We start from the raw sequence: 15,448 nt of genomic DNA on the forward strand, positions 1-15,448 counted from the left end.
CTCCGCGTGATGGGATGCGACCCCTCGGCGGGTCGCCCACCGGAGCCGCCCGGAATTCGACTCGCTACTGAGAGCCGCTGATATGGCGACCGCCGAAGGAACCCGCCGGACGAACGTGACGCCCCAGCACGTGGCGCGCGACCCCGCCGTGTTCAACCCGCTCAACCAGTTGCGCAGCACCATCCGCCGCTACATCCTGCTGGAGGGGGTGCTGTCGGCGTGTTTGTTCGCGGTCGCGTGGTTCGCGCTCGGGCTGGTGCTTGACTTCGTGTTCTTCAAGGTCACCGGCGTGGACTGGGTGCTCGCGGGGCACTGGTGCGCCCGGGTGTTTCTGGTCGTGGTCGCGTTCGCCGTGGTCACCGCGATCGTTGAGGGGGTGATCGCGGCGGCCGTGTTCTTCGGCGCCTCGCTGACCCTCGGGTTGGTGGAATACTTGTGCGTGTCGGCCTTCGGCTCCGGCGAATGGGTCGAGCACGCGCCGCTCTGGTTCCGCCTCGGCACCTTACTGTGGGTGTCGCTCCCCTTGGCGGCGGTCATCGGGTTCCGGCTGCTGCGGCGGCTCACCAAGGAACTCTCCTACGAGACGCTGGCGCTCGTGCTCGAGCGCCGGTTCCCCAAGCTCCTCGGCGACCGGCTCATCACCGCGGTCGAGATGGGGAACGTCAACAAAATGAAGGAGTTCGGGTACTCCGAAGAGATGCTCTTGGCGACCATCGTCGAGGCCCGGGAGCGGGTGGCGCAGGTGCCGGTGAGCAAGGTGTTTAACTGGCGCCGGCTGTGGCTCCTGGGGTTCGCGTCGGTGGCGCTGGTCCTGGGGACCGTGACCGTTGGCATCGCGTCCCACGCGCTCGCGGCCCGCTCCGTCCAGCCGGCCCGTGCGGGGTGGAAGCTCGCGCACGTGAGCGGGATCTTCTTGGAGCGGAACGTCGGGCTGATGAGCACCCCGTGGCCGCGCCGGGCGCACATCGAACTGGTCGGGTTCCCGGAGACCGAGGCCACCGTCAGCCGGGACGTAGCAACCGTGCCGATTACCGCGCGGGCGTACAAGTGGGTGGTCGCGGACCCGTCGGTCCGCGCGGGCTGGCGGCCGATGAAGTGGGGCGACGTGACCCCCGAACTGATCGGCCGCGACGTGCCCGCGATCGACGCCGCGGCGCTGCTCCGGACCGACGACACGGGTCTCCCGGCGCAACTCAACGACTGGTACGTCGACGCGGTCGAGGCCCGGCTCTTCGTGCCCGCCGACGCGCCGGATGACTCACTCCCTCCGGAGGCGCTGGCGTACCGGAACCGGCTGCGCGAAGGGCTCGGCAGCAATTTCGACGCGGCCCAACAGGTCTTTGCGGCGCTCAACGCCGCCGCCGAGCGGCCGAGTATGGAACGGACCTTACGGAAACTGGAGCTCACCCGCCCGGAGGCGCGAACCGACGAGAACGGCGCGCCGGTCGTGGTGCAGGCGCCGCTGAAGCTCCAGTCCTACTACCGCGGGCTCAAGTTCAAGGGGAAGGGCGACCTCACCCCCAAGCAGAACAACGAGTACGCTGGCGACGTGAGCGGGCTGAAAGAGGACGTGTACTTCTACGTCGAGGCGGACGACTTCCAGACGCCGGCGCAGCGCATCCGGCTGATCCCGCCCCCGACCCTGAAACGGCTCTACCGGGTTCAGGAGGAGCCGGCGTACCTGCACCACGCCCCGGCCACGGGAACCGGCTTCGAGGACCTGCGCGGCCGCCGGCAGGTGATGGGCGAGAAGAACCTCTCGCTGACCGGCGAGCGGTCCGTGTTCGTGGTGCCCGCGGGCACCCAGGTGACCATCCACGCCGACCCGTACACCGACGACGACGGTAACGTGTCCGACAACGACGCCGTAGTGTCTGCGGTCGCAATTCCGGTGGTTGGGAAGTTCCCCGGCGCCGTGTTCGGTGGCGACGGTAAGGTCACCCAGACCCCTGTCCCCCTCGCGGTGACGCCAGGGAAGGGCTGGACCGTTACGTTCCGTAACGGGTGGGACGACTACGACGCGCCGACCCGCGCCGCCCTGTCGGTGCTGAAAGGCATTTACCCCGAACGCGACGGGCGCGCGAACGTCGATTTCCGGCTCAAGGACCCGGTCGAGTTCAAGGTGACGTGGACAAACAAGTACAACGTCAGCACCACCCGGTCGATCCTGATCCAGGTAACGCAGGACCAGCCGCCGGTCGTCGAGGTCGGTGTGGACGTGATTCGCAAGCTCGGCAACACCTACCTCGTCACCCCGAAGGTCCGCATCCCGTTCAACCCCGACAGCTTCATCAAGGACGACCACGGGTTGAGTAAGGTCGAGTACACGTTCACCTACTCGGCCGAAGACTCGGACGTGGTCCGCGGGCTGCGCACCAAATACGCGCTGCGGTCGCTGTTGGACCTGCCCACCGGGGCACAGTTCCCCGCCGCGGTGCTCCCCCGGCTGCACGCCGACAACTTCCGGACCCTCGACAAGAACGACGACCGGCTGACCGCGTCGGTGTTCGTGAGCGAGTGGGCGAACCAGAACGGCCGGCTCCGCCGTGAGACCCCCGACCGGCTCGCCGAACTGCTGAAGACCCCGTCCGGGGACGACGTGAACCAGGAGGCGGTGCGGAAGGTCGAGCTGAAGAACTCCGACCGCGACTACTTCGACCTGAAGGAGTTGAACGACCTCGGGATCATCAAAATTCTGGCCCCACCGGGGGAGGCCCAGCAGAGCTACCGGATGGACCTGTTCGTGCAGGCCACGGACAACAACGCGGATCACGACGGCGGGCCGCGCGTCACCCGGGGTAGCGAGCCGATTCGGTTGCGGGTGGTGTCCGAGGGCGACCTGCTGTTGGAGATCAGCAAGGAGGAAGAGGCGCTCGGGCTGCGCCTGGACGAGGCCCTCGCTCAGCTCGCCGCCGCGAAGCGCGCTTACGAGTTCGTCCGCTCCTCGAACGGGTTCAAGGAGGAGACCCCCGAGGTCGTGGACACCGTGAAGGTGCGGTCGCAAACCGCCGTGAACGCGGTGGACAAGTCCCGCGACATCGTGAACACGGTGCTCCGCGAGTTCCGCCGAATCGCCCGCGAGTGCGAGGTGAACCGGGTCGTCGAGGTCACGACCAAGAACTACCAGAGCTACTGTGCGCGGCTCGACACGATCCTGAGCGAGGACCCGAACGCCTCGGTCGCGTTCCCCAAGACGCTCAACCTGCTCAACGTCGTCCAGGCGCCGCTGAACACCAGCCGCTGGGCGCCGCTCGCCGCGGTGACCGACGCCGAACAGTCCCTCTACGCACTGGAGCGCGAACTCCAGGCGATCCGCAAGGATCTGGGCGAGTCACTGAGCAAGGAGCAGTTCATCAAGAACCTGCGGAAGCTCCGCGACGACCAGCTCCGGGTGGAAAAAGACATCGAGGCGTTGAAGCGCCAGTTTGAAGACGAGCAGGGCGCGAAGACGGCGAAGGTCAGCCCGGTCGGTGCCATTGCCTTGACGAAGGGCGAGACCAAGAAGGTCCAGCACGCGATCACTTGGCGGCAGTACAAGGAGGATGAGCTGATCGTGAAGCTGACCTCTTCCGACCCCGCGGTCGTGGTCCCCGCCCAGCTCACACTCACCTATGAGAACAACCAGTTCCGGTTCGAGTACGAGGTGAAAGCCGGTTCCAAAGAAGGCACCTACAAGATCACCGTGACGCCGGGCGCGGGTGAGCCGGTCGAGGTCACAGTGATCGTGAAGTGACAGCCGTACCGTTGGGGGTTCCTGGTTCTGAAACGGCACGCGCGAGTGCCGATAGGTGTTCCTGCCATCAGTAACTTAGAGGGCCGAGCGGTTGGCTGTGGGCTCGCATCGAGGGTGCCGAGCGGGCGGGCGTCGGTCATAATTCACGGTCCGGTTGTAGGTGTCCGTTTATGGCTTGTGCCTTTGTGGCACAGACATTCCGGTCTGTGCGGCGCAAGAAGGCTGCACAGACCGGAATGTCTGCGCCACAAAAACAGACACAGCCAACCGGATCGTATCGAAGGGTCGTAACGGGGTGGCCACTCCGCCACAGCTTCAAGGCGGGCGGCAAGTGACTCTCCGAACCAGTTCCGCCGCGAGCCCCGCTTAACCGGTTGGCTCAAAGTGTTGCCGGTTTGGCGGGGTGCTTCAAACCGGAGTCGCGTCGGCGGTTCGGGCTGCCTTCTGAGATACCGGGTGTGATGGGGTAAGGCACTGCTGGTGGGTATGCTGAGGGCACAGAAGCGGGGGGTAGGACTGTCTGTTCGCTACCCATTCGCTGACAGTTCGCTCCCCATTCGCTGCCCGTGAATCACCCGTACAACCCGTAGATCCGGACCGATCTTACGATCAGAGATGGCCCAAGAGCTGCGGGAACCGTGGGGCAATCGCGTGAAGCCGTGGCTGTGTGGCGGCAAATTGTCACTGCCGAATGGCGCTCAAAGATTTGGTCGCTGAGTTCTGCCGGTAAGGGATGCCGGTCAATCGACCGGCATTTTGGGGCATCTCGGTTCCTGCCTGCTTTGCGGGCGAGGTTGCGATTGATGAAGGCTGTTGGTGTTGAAGTTGTGAGCAGGGGATTTTGTCGGGTGCGTAACAAAGTGTAACATTGGACTGATCGCTCTCGGATTTTTCCCTGTTGCGTGTTGGCGGCCCTCTGGCGGGTCGTCAGAATGGCAGACGAATCGACGCCCCGCGGCGCTCGCGAGCACCGCACCCCACGAGGGAGGCCGACCCATGATCCGCCGGTTGCCGTACCTGTCGCTGTCGCTGGCGGCGATGGTCGGCCTGTTCGCTCTCACATCCGCGCTCACGGCCCAGCCCACGAGCCCCACCGGGGCCGGCACCAAGCGGACCCAGGAAGAGAACCTGAAGTTCTACAAGAACTTTGCTGAGCAGATGTTGCGCCTCGCTCAGAAGTGGGAGAAGAGCGACAGCGTCGAGGACCGGGATCGCGCCAAGACGCTTCGCGCGGCGCTGAAGATCGCCGAGGAAAAGGGCGTCGAGAAGCTGTTCAAGGACCTGATCGAAGGGCTGAACAACAAGAACCTTGGCGGGAGCGATTTCGAAACGCTGCTGGGGAAAGACAAGAAGCTCATTGATGTCCTCACCGAGATCCTCGAACTCCTCGAAACCCAGGACGACGCGGCCCGGATTCGCATCGAGATCAAGAAGCTGGAAGCCGCCATCAAGGCTATCAACGAGTTGAAGCGCCGGCAGGAGAACATTCTGGGGCGGACGTTCAACCCGAAGAGCGATGCGGACCGGCTGGCCAAGGATCAGAGCGACCTGAAGAAGGACACCGCCGCCGTTGCCAAAGCGTTGGACCCCAACGCCAAACGCGGCGCACCGAACGCCGGCGCGAAGGAAGACCCGAAGTCGGAGAGCAAGTCCGAGCCGAAGCCCGGCGAAAACACGGCCGAGAACAAGCCCGACACCCAGGAAAACAAGTCCGAGAACAAGGGCGAACCGATGGGCGGGATGCCGACGGAGCCGAAGGGCGCCGCCGAAGGCAAACCGATGGGCGGGATGCCGATGGACGGCATGTCGGGCGGTGAGAAGTCGGCCCCGAAGGACGGGATGGGCGGCGAGCCGAAGGGGGGCGAGCCCAAGCCGATGGGTGCCGCCAACCCCATGAATCCGATGAACCCGATGGCCGGTGGTGAGCCCAAGCCGATGGGCGGCGAGGGCAAGCCGCAGGGCGCGGGCAAGGGCGAGAGTAAGCCGTCCGCGGGGCAGCAGGGCGGCGAGAGCAAGCCGATGGGCAGCGAGGGGATGAGTCCGCCAATGGGCGGCATGGGTCAGCCCAGCCCGGGCGGTTCGAAGGGCGGCGGCCAACCCCAACCGGGCGGCAACCCGCCCCCGCCGCAGGGGGGCAAGAAGGACCCGGCCGCGGAGAACGTGGAGCAGGCCGTTCCAAGCCAGCAGGAAGCTGAAAACAACATCAAGAAGAACGAGAACAAGGACGCGACCAAGAACCAGGACGACGCCATCAAGAAGCTGGAAGCCGCCATCAAAGACCTGGAGGCGCGCCTCAAACAGCTCCGCGAAAAGGAGCTGGCGAAGCTGCTCTCGAACCTGGAACAGCGTGTCTCCGCGATGATTAAGCTCCAGACCGAAGTGCGCGAGGCCACCAAGAACATTCACGGCACCGTGAAGGCACTCGGTGGTAAGGCGGCCGTGGCCGAGATCCAGAAGAGTCAGACGGAAGCCGAGAACGAGAACAAGATCATCGTGATCGCCGACTCCACCCTCAAACTGATGGAAGGGGAGGGGAGCGCGGTCGTGTTCGCCGGCGTGCTGAAAGAAGTTCGGGGCGACATGGAGGCGATCCAGCGGCGCCTCAACGAGACCCGCGTCGGCGAGGACACGCAGCAGATCGAACAGGACGTGATCGACCAGCTCAAGCTCATGCAGGAGGCGCTCAAGAAGGCCAAGCAGGATCTGGAGAACAAGCCGAGCGAGCCGAAACCCAACGACCCGAACGCGAACAAGCCGAACAACAAGCTGCTCGAACTCCTCGCGGAACTGAAGCTGATCAAGTCGCTTCAGGAGCAGGTGAACAAGCGGACCGTCATGCACAGCAAGGCGGACCCCGGCGAGCAAGCCAAGGACCCGTTGATCCAGACGGAGCTGCAACAGCTCGCCGCCCGGCAAAAGGTGCTCCAGGACATGCTCCACAAGATCGCGACCGAGGCCAACCAGTAAAGTCGTGAGCCCGCGATGAGGACGGTCGGGCCGGGCGCGAAAGTTGTTGTGTCCGTCCGAGTTAAAAGGTATGTTGCAGGTGCATCGGTCGCGTCGGCACCCGGATTGCTTCGATCTTTGAGGAAGCCGCACGCGACCGCCACCGAACGCAGGTTCTCCGGTCCAATTACCGCTTTCAAGGAGCCTGGAAGTGAAGATCCGCAAGCTGTTCGCCGCCGCCGCGGTCTCCGCGGGTTTGGCCGGAACCGTGACCCCTGCGTTCGCCGCCGAGCCGAGCTCGAAGCCGACGTTCGGGTTCAGCACGTTAAAGGCCACCCCGGCCGAGGCCGCGAAGGCGCGGGCCGAGGCGTGGCTCAAGGCGGCCGGCAAGTTCGACGAGAAGGCGTTCAACGCCGTTTGGGAGAACGACAAGCGTACCGTTCTCGACCGCACCGCCGACTCCCTCGCGCTGGGCAACGCCGAGGTGCAACAGCTCCTCGCCGACGCCCGCAAGAGCGACGCCCCGGCCCCGGCCGCGGTTCCCGCGATTCTGAAGGACGAAAAGCAGGACCCCTTCTTCCGCGCCAACGTCTCGCTGGCGTTCGCGAAAGCGGCGGCGGGCAAGAAGGTGTACGAAGAGGCCATCGACGCGCTGAAGACCGTGAACCCGGAGGTCGCGGTCGATCCGGCCAGCTTCTACTTCTTCAAGGCCGTCGCCCACCACGCGACCGCGATGAAGACCGGTGACAAGGAGCAGGCGACCTCCGCCATCGTGAAACTGCTCGACGACGTGGCCGATGCCCCGGACCGGTACAAGATCCTCGCCACGCTCATGTTCTTCGACATGCAGAACTGGGCCAGCGACCCGAAGGACCTGTCGAACATCGAGCGGCTGATGGACAACAGCGGCCGTCGGCTCGACCTCGCCCGGGGCGGCGAGAAGACCCAGGACATCCAAAAGAAGATCGTGTTCCGCCTGGACGAGGTCATCAAGGAACTCGAGGCCAAGGCCAAGGGCGACGGCCAGTGCAAGGGCGGCAACTGCCCGGGCGGCGGCGACAAGCCGGGCAGCAAGCCCGGCAACGGCAACAACCTGAACCCCAACCAGCCGGCCCCGGACAGCACGATCATGGGCGGCAGCGGCCAAGGCAAGGTGAACGAGCAGGAGCTGCGCAAGATCGCCGAGCAGTGGGGCAGCCTGCCGGCCGAGAAGCGCGCGAAAGTGGTGCAGGAGATCACCCGCGACCTCCCCGCCAAGTTCGAGCCGATGATCAAGAACTACTTCGAGTCGCTGGACAAGGTCCACGGCTACAAGAAGTAAGACCGACTTCCCGCGCCGGCCTCACCGGGCCGGCGCCAGAAGGGCTCAAATCCATGCGATTCGGTATGATCCCCGCGCCAGTTTGATACCTGATACGAGGGCGGTGGGTGCTTCTGGCGCCCACCGCCCCTTTCCGTTCAAGCCCGCACCCGCGAGGAGCACCTTTGATGCGCACCCCGACCCGTATCCCCGCGCTGCTGTTGGGCCTCGTGGGGCTCGCAACAGCGGGCACGCCAGCCGGTGCGGACGACCTCACAACCGCGGGCGGAAAGAAGCTCACCGGTAAGCTCGTTGCGGTCGAGGCCGACAACATCACCTTCGCGGTCGGCGACAGCAAGGCGGTGATCCCCGTTCGCGATGTCGTCGTCATCGACCTCGGGAACAAAGTGGGGCCGCTGCCGAAAGACGCGGGCACCTTCTCGGAAATCGAGCTGACCGACGGCTCGACCTTCCGCGTCGCCAAGTTCGCGCTCAAAGAGAAGGCGTTCACGGTCGATCAGTTCCCGGCCCCGGCGGGCGTCGAGCGGCCGAAACTGGAGATCCCGGTTTCGGCCGTGTTCTCGGCGATGAAGAAGGCCGACGACCAGAAGGTGCGCGACAACTGGAAGAAGATGCTGGGCACCCGGGGCAAACGGGACTTGTACGTGATCGCCCAGGAGACCGGGTTCACGTTCATCCAGGGTACCGTGCTCGGCGGCGGTGTGGACGAGAAGGGGCGCCCGGTCGTGAACTTTGAGAAGGAGGCCGGCGGGAAGGAAGACCTTTTGCTCACCCGGTCGGCGGGGCTCGTGTTCCACCAGCCGCAGCCCGCCTCGGTTCCCGCGACGCTGTGCAAAGTGACCGACGTGTTCGGTCACTCGTTGACCGCGGCTAACATCGCCCTCACGCCGGAAGGAGTCACGGTGATCACCGTGGCAGGCGTGAAGGTAACGTACCCCTCGACGGCCGCGCTGGTGCGGTTCGACTACGCGCTCGGGAACGTCGCGTACCTGTCGGACCTCGACCCGCAGCTCGAGGTGCCCGAACTCGCGCCGGAAGAAAAGGGCAAGCGCCTCAACCAGCCCGCGGCCTACCTCAAAGACCGCTCCTTCGCCAACGAGGCGATCAAGCTCGATAACCAGACCTTCCCGAAGGGGGTGGTGCTGGCGCCGGACACGGTCGCCACGTTTACCCTCAACGGTGACTACTCGCAGTTCAAGGCGATGGCCGGCATCGACGAGAACGGGGCGGACGCCGCCGCCGCCGCGCGGGTCACGATCGAGGGCGACGGGCAGGTGCTCTTTTCCGAACTGCTGAAGCGAAAAGACAAGCCGAAGGGGTTGGTTTTGGCCGTCAAGGGCGTCAAACAGTTGCGGGTCATTGTCGAGACCGACACGCCGCTGAACGGGAACTACGTCACGCTCGCGGACGCCCGTGTTCAGAAGTAACCGCGACGCGGTCGGCGGCGGACGCCGCACCGGCCGACTTACGCTTTGAGCCCCACGCGGGGCAACTGTCTGGCAGGGGCTCGCGCCCCTGATAGTTTTCCCGGGGCCGCACCACATGACCCGATTGCTCTCCGCGCTCCTGACCGCCCTCGCGGGGGCGGTTGTGTCCGTGTCGGTCGCGCCCGCCGCGCCGGTCGAGGTGGACCGGTCCGTCCTCGACGCGCAGAAGCAGCGCATCGCGGCCATCAAGAAAGTTCACCCGGCGGTCGTGGCGGTGTGCATGCCCGACGGCGGTGGGTGCGGGTCCGGGGTGCTGATCGACCCCGAGGGGTACGCGCTCACCAACTTCCACGTCGTCCAGCCGACCGGGCCGTTCCCCACCGCCGGGCTCGCCGATGGTGTGCTCTATCAGGCCGTCGTGTGCGGCATCGATAAGGTCGGGGACGTGGCGCTCATCAAGCTCGTGCCGAAGGAGAAGGGCAAGCCGTTCCCGTTCGTCCCGCTCGCCGACAGCGACAAAGTTAAGGCCGGCGACTGGTCGCTGGCGATGGGCAACCCGTTCTCCCTGGCGATGGACTTCACCCCCACGGTGACCTACGGCATCGTGAGCGGGGTGAACCGCTACCAGCCGCCCGAAGGGAAAGGGCTTCTGGAGTACACGGACTGCATCCAGATCGAGACATCGATCAACCCGGGCAACTCGGGCGGCCCGCTGTTCAACATGAACGGCGAATTGATCGGTATCAACGGACGCGGGTCGTTCGAGAAGCGCGGCCGCGTCAACTCCGGGGTCGGCTACGCGATCTCGATCAACCAGATCAAGAACTTCATGGGGCACCTGCGGGCGGGGATCGACTCCGACCACGCCACCCTCGGCGCCTCCGTCGGCTCCGGGAGCGACGAGGGGCAGATCCCGGCGATGGTGGTCAAGCAGATCCTGGAGGAGAGCGACGCGGCACGGCGCGGGATCGAGAACGGCGACCAGTTGCTGGACTTCGGGTTCGGCCGCCCGATGACCAGCGTAAACGCGTACAAGAACGCGCTGGGCATCTACCCCAAGGAGTGGCGCGTCCCGCTCACGGTCCGGCGCAACAACACGACCCAGGAGTACTTGGTGCGGCTGATGGGCAACCAGGAGAAGGAGCGGGAGCAACCGCCGGGGCCGGGCGGGCCGCCGATGCCGCCTCAACCGGCCCCGCGGCCCGCGGCCCCCGCTCCCAAGGGCGGAGATGCGGCCACTGCTGGTATGTACGTGGCCAAACCGGGCTACTCCAACTGGTACTTCAACGCCCTCGAACGCGACAAGGTGTTGGCGGCGTTCAAAAAGCAGGCCGGCGACTTCTCGGCGGTGCCGAACTCGCTGCTGATCGAGGGCGCGTTTAAAATGCCCGACCGCGAAGGGCCGATGCGGGCCGAAGTGGTCGAGGCGAAGGACGGGGCGAAGATCGCTCTCAAGTTGAACATCGAGACCACCTTGGAGCCGCTGAAGCAGAGCGACCTCACGCAGCAGAAAATGCCGCTCGGGAGCGGCGGGCTGATGATGGCGCTGTACCACTACCACCGGTTCCTGGCGCTTGGCGAGAAGGGGTTCGAGGGGCTGTTCGCGCACGGGGGGAACGAGCCGTTTTACCCGTACCCGGTGGACGGCAGTGTGCCGAAGTCACTCGCCGCACTGCGGGTCGACTGCGCGGTACTTCTGACCAAGCACGGATCGGTTCACGGTAAGTGGTACTTCTCACTCAAGGACAATACGCTCTTGGGCTTGGAGTGCTACGTTGCGAAGGACTCGAAGGACGGTCTCGAAGCCGACCCGTGCGAGTTGTACTTCTCGGGTTACAAAGACTTCGGCGGCCGGAAACTGCCGACGCGCATCGAGGTCCGTTCCAGCGACAAACGATACGCGGTTCTCGAGGCCGCGAAGTGGACCCTCAAGTAACCGGCGCCGGCAGACAACGGACGACCCGCCCGGCCCCGGGCGGGTGAGACGCTTACGCCGCGACTGATACCCGGTCTTGCTCGCTCGTCACAGGCACAACGATCACCCATGCTCACGCGATACTCAGCACTGCTCGCCGTTGTGACGGTTTTCGCGGCGCCGGCGGCCGGTCGGGCGTCCGACCCGTTCGCCGAGACCGTGGACAAGGCCAACCGGAAGCTCGTGAAGATCTTCGGGGCCGGCGGGTTCCAGCGGCTCAACAACTACGGCACCGGGATCGTCATCAGCAGCGAGGGACACATCCTCACCGTCGCGAGCCAGTTGCTCGACACGTCGGACCTCGTGGTCCACATGCACGACGGGCAGCGGCTCCGGGCGCAGGTGGTCGCGACCGAACCGCTGCTCGACGCCGCTCTCCTCAAGATCAAGGTCGAGGGCAAGAAGATCGACGAGCCGAACGGGCTCAACCTCGGCGAGAAGGAGTACTTCAACTTCGAGGAGGCGGTGAAGCGCGGCCCGGCGGCCCCGGGCGACTGGGTGCTGGCGCTGAGCAACACCTTCGAGATCGCGCTCCGCGAGGAGTCGCTCAGCGCGCAGCGCGGCGTGATCTCGGCGTACACGAAGATGGCCGGCCGCCGCGGCATTTTCGAGTTCCCGTACACCGGCGAGGTGTACGTCGTGGACGCGATCACCAACAACCCCGGTGCTGCCGGCGGCGCGCTGCTCACCCGCAAGGGCGAGCTGATCGGCATCATCGGCCGCGAGATCAAAAACACGCTCACTGAGACCTGGATGAACTACGCCATCCCGATCACCGGGAAGGTCGAGTTCCGAGACCGGGTCACGGTCAAGGACAAGGACGGGAAGGACGTTGAGGAAGAGAAGACCGTCGCGGTCACCATCCCGGACTTCGTCCGGGCCGCGATGAAGGGCGAGTACAAGACGCGCAAGCGGCCGGACATCGCCGCGGGGCAGGGCGGGTACCACGGCATCGTGTTCGTGCCCAACGTGCTCGAGCGCACGCCGGCGTTCGTCGAGGACGTGGTGCCCGGGTCGCCGGCGGACAAGGCCGGGTTGCGGCCCGACGACCTCGTCAGCTTTATCGACGGCGAACCGGTCGTCAGCATCAAGGCGTTCGGCGACTTCATGCGCAAGAACACCCGCGCCGGTACCGTGGTGCGGCTCGAGGTGCGCCGCGGGGAGGCGCTCCAGACGATCGAAATGACGCTCGGGCAGCACCCGGCCAAGCCGAAGCCCCCGACCACCCCGGCGCCTCCGCCGGTCGGCAAGAAGTGAACCGACCCGGCCCGGACGCGAACCGCAACTGGAAGACACACGGAAGAATACCGATGACGCATCTGGCCCTTGACCGCGCGCGCCTATGGGTGGCGCTGGCGGCACTCGCCCTGGCCGCGACGGCGGCCGTCGCGCAACCCGCGGCCGACGTTAACGAGGCGACCGAGAAGGCCATGAAGGCGGCCGTGACGAAGGTCGCGCCGGCCGTCGTCCAGGTCACCATGTCCGGGGGCACCGACTTCTTCAAGGAGCAGCCGAAGAAGGGGCCGCCCGGCGGCCCCCCGGCGCCGGGGATGCGCAAGGGCACCGGCCCGACTACCGGGCTGATCGTGTCCCCACAAGGGCACGTCATCACCAGTAGCTTCAACTTCGTGGGCAACAACCTCGCGGACGCCAAGCAGGTCACCGCCTGCGAGGTCGCGATCCCGGGGAAGGACCGCCGGTTCGTGTATCACGTGATCGGCCGGGACGAAACCCGGATGCTCACGCTCCTTGCGCCGGCGGACAAGACCAAAGCCCCCACGGGACTGACGCCGGCTCAACCGCTGCCGAAGGCGGACGTGGAGATCGGCCAGTGGGCGCTGGCGCTCGGTCGCGCGCTCGACACGAACGTGGAGAACTTGCCCGCGATGAGCGTCGGTATCGTCAGCGCGACGAACCGAATATGGGGCAAGGCGATTCAGACCGACGCCAAGACCTCGCCGGTCAACTACGGCGGCCCGCTCGTGAGCGTTGACGGGCGGGTGTACGGCGTGATCGTTCCCGCGTCGAGCCGGGCCGAAGGCGAGACCGCCGGCGTGGACGTGTACGACGGCGGCATCGGTTTCGCCGTGCCGCTGGAAGACGTGCTCAAGGTTCTGCCCAAACTGCAACAAGGCACCGGTGAGAAGCCGGTCATTCTGCGCCGCGGGCTCCTCGGGATCACGCAGCAGGGTACCGGAATGTACATCCCGCCGGTCGTCGGGTCCGTTCAGCCCGATTCTGCCGCCGCTCGCGCCGGGATCAAGGCCGGTGACACCATCACCGAGATCAACGGGACGAAGGTGCCGACGTACTCCTCGCTCCAGCACGTCATGGGGCCGCTTTACGAAGACGACGTGATTTCTCTGAAGGTCTCGCGCGGCGGTAAGGAGGTTGAATTTAAAGGCGTTAAGCTGCTCGGTACGAGTGCCGCGTTCGTGAGCGCGTACTTCGGCGTGCTGCCGATGCGAGACGACCCGGGTCCGGGGGTTGAGGTCCGCTTCGTGTACCCCAAGAGCCCCGCGGACACGGCGGGCATTAAGGCCGGCGACCGGATCATGAAGTTCGGCCCCGGTACACCGGTACCGGTTCAGAACCGCCAAACGCTCATGCAGGCCGCGCAGCGCCTCACACCCGGCACCGAGGTAAAGGTCGAGGTGAAGCGCAAGGACGGCGGGAAGGTCGAAACGCTCACCACCACGCTCACCCCGGCTCCGAACGAGGTGCCTGAGAAATTGCCGCTGCCCTCCAGCGCGGGGAAAGCCCTCGAAGGGCAGCCGAAGCCGAAGGAGAACCCGAAGGATCCGTTCCCCAAAAAGGATCCGTTTGGAAAGGGACCGTTCGCCGATGTGCGGGCGGAAACCCAAGACGAGAAGAAGGACGACCTGAAGAAGGACAAGCCGAAGGTCGAAACCGGCTTCCTGACCCGCAACGACCAAGCCTTGGGACGCGAGTACTGGCTGTACGTGCCGGACAACTACGACGCAAACGTGTCGCACGGGTTGGTCGTATGGTTCCACCCCGCCGGGCAAGGTGGCAAGGACGGCGAGAAGATGGCCAAGACGTTCCGCGACGTTGCCGGGGACAATCACTTGATCGTGATGGGGCCGAAAGCCGGTGCCGAGGCCGGCTGGCGCCCGGGCGAGACAGAACTCGTCGTGAACGACATCAAAGCCGTAATGGTGCAGTACACGATCGACAAGACTCGCGTGGTCGCTCACGGGCTGGGAAACGGCGGGGAAATGGCGTTCTACGTCGGGTTCAATGCCCGCGACGTTTTCCGCGGTGTCGCCCCGGTTGGTGCCGCGCTCGGCAACCCGCCCAAGGACAACATCCCCAACCAGCCGCTGTCGTTTTTCATAACCGCTGGTGATAAGGATCCACTGCTGAAGGACATTCAGGCTAGCCAAAAATTGCTGGCCGAAGAGAAGCGGTTCCCCGTGATTTTTCGCGAGATGAAGGAGTCAGGCAAGGAGTACTACGATCAGCGCACGTTCACCGATTTCCTGAACTGGATCGACTCGCTCGATCGGATCTAGAGTACTCTCAGTCGGAGGCAGTTGTGAGCTAACTATTTGCAGTGCCATTCTTTAGTGATATGGGCGAAGCACGATAAGAGCACATCGAGGGATGTGACGGACGACGAGCGGCCGGTCGCGGCCCCGTTCATTTGCACTCCGTTAGCGTAATGGACGGGTATTGGGGCTGGTCGTCATATTGCTGGGTTCCTATACCTCAATCTTCCCCGCAAATGCGAAGGTGCCGTGCTCATGGCCCGATAGCCGCGGGGAAGGTATGGCTGACGCGAAGGTCTGATAATTTCTTTTGCGGTGGTGGTTGACGAACGGGCCTCGCGAGCTAAGATGATCCGTGTGACGCAAACGCAACGCGGGTAACGAGTTGCGAGCGAAAGAGTGCTAAGTGGTTCGGGTCGCTCGACAGGGCGGCCGGACCAATCGGGTGCCGGAAGTTGCTTGCGAGAGTAGCGGACGGTGCTCAACAAGCCGGTCAGACGGCGAAGTGGCAGGTGGTGTGACCTCCTGCCGAGA

The 15,448-nt window shown here is 65.2% G+C and carries 7 protein-coding genes; all 7 read left to right on the forward strand.

The genetic code is table 11. The features are described from left to right. The first annotated feature begins 82 nt into the window (after positions 1–82). The 7 genes from R5W23_RS04455 (at position 83) to R5W23_RS04485 (ending at position 14,938) form a co-directional block, all read left to right on the forward strand. Entirely contained in the window at positions 83–3,733 is a 3,651-nt protein-coding gene (locus tag R5W23_RS04455; RefSeq protein ID WP_320685288.1) for a hypothetical protein, read from the forward strand. 996 nt (positions 3,734–4,729) lie between these two features. Then, a complete protein-coding gene (locus R5W23_RS04460) occupies positions 4,730–6,700 on the forward strand; it encodes a hypothetical protein (RefSeq protein ID WP_320685289.1) in 1,971 nt (656 codons plus the stop codon). Positions 6,701–6,890: 190 nt separating this feature from the next. Beyond that, positions 6,891–8,000 carry a hypothetical protein gene (locus R5W23_RS04465; protein ID WP_261185404.1) on the forward strand — a complete coding sequence of 370 codons (1,110 nt, stop codon included), beginning with the start codon at positions 6,891–6,893 and terminating at the stop codon, positions 7,998–8,000. 167 nt (positions 8,001–8,167) lie between these two features. Beyond that, positions 8,168–9,427, forward strand: a complete 1,260-nt coding sequence (locus R5W23_RS04470; RefSeq protein WP_320685290.1) for an NPCBM/NEW2 domain-containing protein — start codon at positions 8,168–8,170, stop codon at positions 9,425–9,427. A gap of 115 nt (positions 9,428–9,542) precedes the next feature. Then, a complete protein-coding gene (locus tag R5W23_RS04475; protein ID WP_320685291.1) occupies positions 9,543–11,363 on the forward strand; it encodes a S1C family serine protease in 1,821 nt (606 codons plus the stop codon). A 108-nt stretch (positions 11,364–11,471) separates the two neighbouring features. Further along, the gene (locus R5W23_RS04480) at positions 11,472–12,659 is read left to right on the forward strand and encodes a S1C family serine protease (RefSeq protein ID WP_320685292.1); all 1,188 of its coding nucleotides are present in this window, start codon (positions 11,472–11,474) and stop codon (positions 12,657–12,659) included. 53 nt (positions 12,660–12,712) lie between these two features. Further along, positions 12,713–14,938: a PDZ domain-containing protein gene (locus tag R5W23_RS04485; RefSeq protein WP_320685293.1), complete on the forward strand. Its 2,226-nt coding sequence runs from the start codon at positions 12,713–12,715 to the stop codon at positions 14,936–14,938. Positions 14,939–15,448: the final 510 nt, after the last annotated feature.

This window comes from Gemmata algarum (genome assembly GCF_034097035.1).
Taxonomy (GTDB): Bacteria; Planctomycetota; Planctomycetia; order Gemmatales; family Gemmataceae; genus Gemmata; species Gemmata algarum.

What these genes read in the sequence shown, in the direction of transcription:
- R5W23_RS04455 (WP_320685288.1), top strand. Translation starts at nt 83, where the DNA reads ATGGCGACCGCCGAAGGAACCCGCCGGACGAACGTGACGCCCCAGCAC.
- R5W23_RS04460 (WP_320685289.1), top strand. Translation starts at nt 4,730, where the DNA reads ATGATCCGCCGGTTGCCGTACCTGTCGCTGTCGCTGGCGGCGATGGTC.
- R5W23_RS04470 (WP_320685290.1), top strand. Translation starts at nt 8,168, where the DNA reads ATGCGCACCCCGACCCGTATCCCCGCGCTGCTGTTGGGCCTCGTGGGG.
- R5W23_RS04475 (WP_320685291.1), top strand. Translation starts at nt 9,543, where the DNA reads ATGACCCGATTGCTCTCCGCGCTCCTGACCGCCCTCGCGGGGGCGGTT.
- R5W23_RS04480 (WP_320685292.1), top strand. Translation starts at nt 11,472, where the DNA reads ATGCTCACGCGATACTCAGCACTGCTCGCCGTTGTGACGGTTTTCGCG.
- R5W23_RS04485 (WP_320685293.1), top strand. Translation starts at nt 12,713, where the DNA reads ATGACGCATCTGGCCCTTGACCGCGCGCGCCTATGGGTGGCGCTGGCG.